This is a genomic window from Methanomethylovorans sp., from assembly GCF_050177135.1.
GTDB lineage: Archaea > Halobacteriota > Methanosarcinia > Methanosarcinales > Methanosarcinaceae > Methanomethylovorans.
Genome location: NZ_JBFXHJ010000146.1, coordinates 1 through 5378 on the forward strand (window position 1 = coordinate 1; position 5378 = coordinate 5378).

The 5378-nt window shown below is 45.9% G+C and carries 4 protein-coding genes and 1 tRNA gene; 1 reads left to right on the plus strand and 4 read right to left on the minus strand.

All coding sequences use genetic code 11. From position 1 onward, the window contains the following. Nucleotides 1–149: 149 nt before the first annotated feature. The 4 genes from AB7U21_RS10095 to AB7U21_RS10110 all read right to left on the minus strand — a co-directional run bounded on the left by AB7U21_RS10095 (nt 150) and on the right by AB7U21_RS10110 (nt 3714). A complete protein-coding gene (locus tag AB7U21_RS10095; RefSeq protein ID WP_292351969.1) occupies nt 150–320 on the minus strand; it encodes a ribbon-helix-helix domain-containing protein in 171 nt (56 codons plus the stop codon). 109 nt (nt 321–429) lie between these two features. After that, nucleotides 430–506, minus strand: a tRNA-Lys gene (locus tag AB7U21_RS10100). A gap of 114 nt (nt 507–620) precedes the next feature. Beyond that, nucleotides 621–2444 (minus strand): ATP-binding protein, encoded by a 1824-nt coding sequence (locus AB7U21_RS10105; protein WP_428388763.1) that lies wholly within the window; start codon nt 2442–2444, stop codon nt 621–623. Beyond that, nucleotides 2431–3714 (minus strand): DNA double-strand break repair nuclease NurA, encoded by a 1284-nt coding sequence (locus AB7U21_RS10110; protein WP_333787624.1) that lies wholly within the window; start codon nt 3712–3714, stop codon nt 2431–2433. Before AB7U21_RS10110 ends, AB7U21_RS10105 begins: the two co-directional genes overlap by 14 nt. Nucleotides 3715–3979: 265 nt before the next feature. Here AB7U21_RS10110 and AB7U21_RS10115 point away from each other — a divergent pair. Then, nucleotides 3980–5378, plus strand: a 1399-nt coding sequence (locus tag AB7U21_RS10115) for a sodium:solute symporter family protein (protein WP_428388766.1), incomplete at its 3' end; no start/stop codon positions are given.

A 5378-nucleotide genomic window follows, 5' to 3' on the forward strand; every position in this document is an offset into this window, starting at 1 on the left:
GGGGCGGGGAACCGTGCAGTGGAAAAAGGTCATGGAAAGCCTTAAGGGCTACAATGGCAGGCTTGTAACTGAAATGGCAAGCCTTCAAGAAGGTGAAGAATGTCTTGCATATCTCCGGAATCTCTGAATATCACAAGATCTCACTTTTTTCATTCTTTTACTCTGCCGTGCCTTTTATCGATCTCGTCCATCATGTCCAGCATCTTGCGGATAGCTGTCCTGATGGCATCTGACTGGTTAACGAATTTCTTGTCATCCCCCACGTGCCTGTTCAGGTCGTCCAGCAACTCCTGAGGGATCTCCACGCTTACTTTTGGCATTAGGCTCACCTTGTGAATAAAGATAGTTCGTTGGATTTATGTGTTTTAAGGTTCTCACTCGAAGATCATAAAAACTAACAGAACAAGAATTATAATAAGTAAAAGAGATTGGCGAGCCGGAAGGGAGTTGAACCCCTGGCCTACGGATTAAGAGTCCGTCGCTCTGCCTGGCTAAGCTACCGGCCCATCTTGTTTACTGACGTGATGCCTCCATACGTATTTGCTCAATATATACGTTTCGGTTTGAATACCATCTCCTATCTATTGAAAGAATAGAATAATTATCAGTTGTAAAGGAGTTTATATATGCTTCACCACGCAGCTCTGCAACCCCATGATCTCAACCATGTCACTGTTGTCGGGGCTATGCACGATCATCTGTCCTTTCTTCAGGTATGGGATACGCTTCTCATATTCTTTCTTGACCTTCAGTGCTCCGATGGCAGCATCATTTGTCAGGTTAAGGATGATGCGCGTATTGACCTGCTTGAACACCGTATCATCGATGTCCTGAGGGTCTTGGGTTATGAGGCACAATCCCAGCGCTTCTTTCCTGCCCTGCCGTGCGGCTTCTGCGAACTTGGACACTATCCTCCTGCTGTGCTCGCCGGAGGTGCTGGCAAGATACCTGTGGGCTTCGTCCAGTGCCAGGATAATAGGAGTCTCCTTAACAGCAGTTTCTCCAGGTGTGTTAAGTTTAGTACTTAACTTATTGTCCACTATTATCGTCATCAAAGTGAGAGTTATCAGGTCACGTATACGGCTGTTGCTTATGTACTCCGTAGGGAAAACACTAACCTGTCCGGGTCTTATTATCTCTTCCAGCATCTGGTCAATGGGCCTTGCGGGCTGGTCGAACACCCTGCTAAGAGATCTGTCCCTCACCCTGCGCACGATACCATCATAGGAAGCTTCATGGACCTTCCCGCTCTGCACATAGTTGTCCCGGGTCAGATCGTCACTGATGTGTTCCAGAAAGCGATCATACGTATGATCCCCGGCCTTTTTGAAGAAATCATCCAGCAGCAATTCCACTCCCTGATACTGCAGGTCGGTCATGCCCACAGGCGCCATGAGCCAGGAATTATTCCTGACCATCTCGAAAGGTATGGTGAACTCCATCTGTTGTGCCCTTGAGCGGCCATTATATGACTGACCATCTACCTTCGCCACAAAGGTGCGGGTATTGATGCATCCTCCGAAATCAATTTTTTCGGACCTGAAACTGAACGCATCATCTGCTGTAAGTTCAGGATTATCCTCTAACATCTGGGAATACTCGTCCTGAGGGTCAAGCACTACCAAACAGGGATTTTTTCTGGCACTTGTTCCCCTCACATTGTAGCGGTTCTCCTCTGCCATGAACTGCCTCAGTATATTCTTTGTGAGGAATGTTTTACCTGTTCCTGTGCTGCCACATACCAGCATGTGCCTGAACACAAGCGGATCACCCATTGAATAATCATTCCGCAGGTAATAGGGTACAGTAGGAGGTACTGCATGTGTCTTTACCACCTCACCCCCTACGCTGAGATGTCCCAGGAATAAGCCTTCTCCGGGAATGTTAAGTCCTGTCTGGATCTTTGTCTTGTCTTTAACAGGCAGTATGGGGGTGTTCGGTCGGGGTATGCGGTCGCTCATACGTCGGGCCAGACCCTTACCTCTGGGATAAAGGATACATATGGGGTCAAGATAGGCCAGGAACTTGTAATCCACTTCATCTGTGGTATTGGACCTGAGCATCCTGCGGGAATGGATCTCAGTGGCATCATCTACCACAAACTCCTGCTTGTACTGCATTTTCCATATCCTTGCGAACAGGTCTTCTTCAACATAAGGGACTATCACATATGTTCCCAGCCTCACATCCTTTCTTCTTTCCGTATTGATGTATCCGGTGATAGTTGCGCCGGATTCTGTTATCTCAAGAGGTTCTATACCGGTGGTTATGATCCCGAAAGCTTCGTCGGTGTTGTCCTCTGCGTACGGATGTTTTTCTGTAGTGACCATATATTCTTCGAAGCTGAACCTCTCCCCAACAGTTGTTTCCTCAGTCCCTTCAACGATCTTGCTGTCTCTTTTTTCTGAAGATACGTAGGCCAGTATATCTTTATCTATCTTCATCGTATTCACCCCATCTGGTCTCATTATAGGTGGTATCCACGCGGGAGTACCTGAACCTGTTGATTATTTGTTTTCTTTCCGATACCTGTATCTTTGCAATGGAGTCTGCTTTCTTCAGTGTGCCTGGTATCTCACTTAATGCGATATCATACAGTATTTTCCTTGTAATGATATCCCGCATCCCTTCATCCTGTGTAAGCCCGTATGGAGCTTCTATCTTAAAGAGCAGGTTCTTTGAAGGGACATACACCACGAAGAATGTCAGTGAATAGTATTCATGTGGGTGCCTTGCCCTGAGCTTTTCCTTGACCAGAGGTGATGTGGTCCCAAGCATTCTCTCATAGAACTGGTTGGGCTGCATGAACCAGTTAGTGTAGGTTATATAGCGATCGCATCTCTTCTTTTCTTCCAGATATGGCGGAAAAGAAAGCAGGTTTTTGAAGAACTGTGCATCCATTAGCCAGGGGAGGTCTTTCATACCTTCTTTCCTAAGGGTCTGCATCACCTGCATATCCTCAGGATTCTTCACGAAACCAATAAAGGGAAGCTTTTTGTCAATGTGATGGTCCACGATGTCTATGTAGTTTTGCAGTATACGCTCTGTATGAGGGTCATAAAACAGCTGCACCTCTTCTGATCCAATCACCATCCAGTACATGAGATGTTTGGGATAGATCGGTCCATCCATGATGAAAAAGCCCCGGGGGTCAAGTTCGTCCTTCAACCACAGAATATGTTCGGATTCTGAAAGGTACAGGGCTATATCATGAACTATCCTGTCAATGCGCTTATTCAGCAAACCTGGTTGGATACGGATTATCTGGCTGCGGCTTGCTCCCTCATCTAATATTTCCCAATTAGCGGTGGTATCGATATGTACACTGTAACTGGGGGTATAAGTGGCAGCAACTATTGTTCTCCTGTTGTGCAGTTCCAGGTCAGTAGGTGTTGAGGCCATGGCACAATGACAGAAATCCACGTAAAGGCCATTATCAAAGGATCTTGTGGTTGTGCTCCCGCTGTCGCATGAATAGGTAACAGGAAAAGGGTCTTGGCTCAGAGCCATCTTCTCTATGCTTACTCTCCCTCTTTTGAGCCTTCCGATGGCCTTAAGCACCACTTTTCCATCATGTTTCAGTTCCTTGAGCCTTTCCAGAATATCCATTACACCATCAGTTTCATCTTCTTCCAGATCATCCGGCTTCAGGCATCTGTCGATACGGTCTGCAAGTTCGGATAGTGCCTTTATGTGGACCGGTTCAAGGGTCATGCAATACAATTGACACTGATGAGAGATATATATTGGGTTATGATAATAACATAACTTTATTTCCAAGCATTTAATGTTATATTCTACAGTTGCCCATTAACTCAACTAAACTTGCTTTATTATAAAGCAGATCTTTTTGAAAGGCTTAAATATAACCCCTGAGAAAATGTATGCAACCAACTTTATAGTCAATTAAGAAAGTAATATATTTATTAATTATCGAAAAATTAAATCAATTATAATAGATTAAAACGAGGTATCAATTATGAATTCGTATGGTCTGTTCATGGTGTTGCTTGCGGCCTATATTCTTGTTCTGGTCGCGATCGGCTGGTATTTCACAAAGAAACAGAGGTCTGTCACCGATTTCTGGCTTGCAGGACGTAGGATCAATTTCGTGGCAATTGGCTGCTCAGCAGCAGCATCCTGGATGACTGCAGGGGGCATTCTTGCGGTTATTGGTCTTTACATGCTGCTGGGTATGGGCTCCATCTGGAGTTTCGTGGCACCTAACATCCTTGCATTATTATTGATAGCATTGTTAGTAGGTAAGATCAAGCATCTGCCAGCCATCACCCAGCCAGAGCTGCTTGAGCAGAGGTACAGCAGTTCTATAAGAGGTCCTGTGGCTCTTATTATCGCCATTGTTATGATCCTTTTCGCAGTTGCGGATATAAAGGGTTTTGCTATGGTCCTTGAGATCTTTTTCGGACTGCCTCCTGTATACGCTGCAGCCATTGTGGCATTAGCCGTTTCTGTATATGTGACACTTGGAGGTCTTTCTGCTGTTATATGGACCGATGTGATACAGTTTACTTTCCTTGCAGGTTTCGCTCTCTTGATGGCCGTTGCTATAACCGGTTCAGCGACTTCCGCTGATGTATCCTCGGTCATGACCGTTTCAGAACTTCTCTCGGATGTACCGGAAGGATGGTGGAACCCGTTCAGTATTGGTATACTTGCAGTAATGATATTCATCTTTGCCATCATTCCTGGCTGGGTCACAGAGCAGGACCCGTGGCAAAGGGTATGGGCTGCAAAGGATGAAAAGTCAGCAAGGAACGGTATGATCCTGGGTTCATTCTTTATCTTCCTCGTATTCGGTGTGGCCTGTACTATCATTGCCATAGGGCTAAACCATGTATATCCCGATATCGCAGCATCATTTGCAGAGATAGGTATGGGTGCAATGGCCCAGGCAGAACCTGCACTGCTCGTTTACATCTTTGAGCATTTCTCTCCTCTTCTTATAGGTCTGGCAGGTATAGGCCTGGCAGCAGCAGCAATGTCTTCTACAGACACTTTTGCAACTTCCGGAGGTTCCTGTCTATCCCGCGACATTTATCAGAGGTACATAAAGCCCGATGCTACCATGAAGGAGATGCTCGCTGTCAACAGGGTGAGCGTACTAATAATAGTTGCAGGTGCGACAATAGGGTCTTTCTATATCGATGGTATCATCGATGCCATCCACACAGCTACTTTCATTGCCAGTGCTGCATATTTCTTCCCTATGATGGGGGGACTTTACTGGAAGAGGGCTACAAAGGAAGGTGCCCTTGCAGGCCTGATAGTCGGCTTTGTTGCGCAGGTAGCTCTTACTGTAGTTGATCTTGCTAATACTCCAGCCTTTGCTCCCGCTTATCTGGATTCCATACATCCTG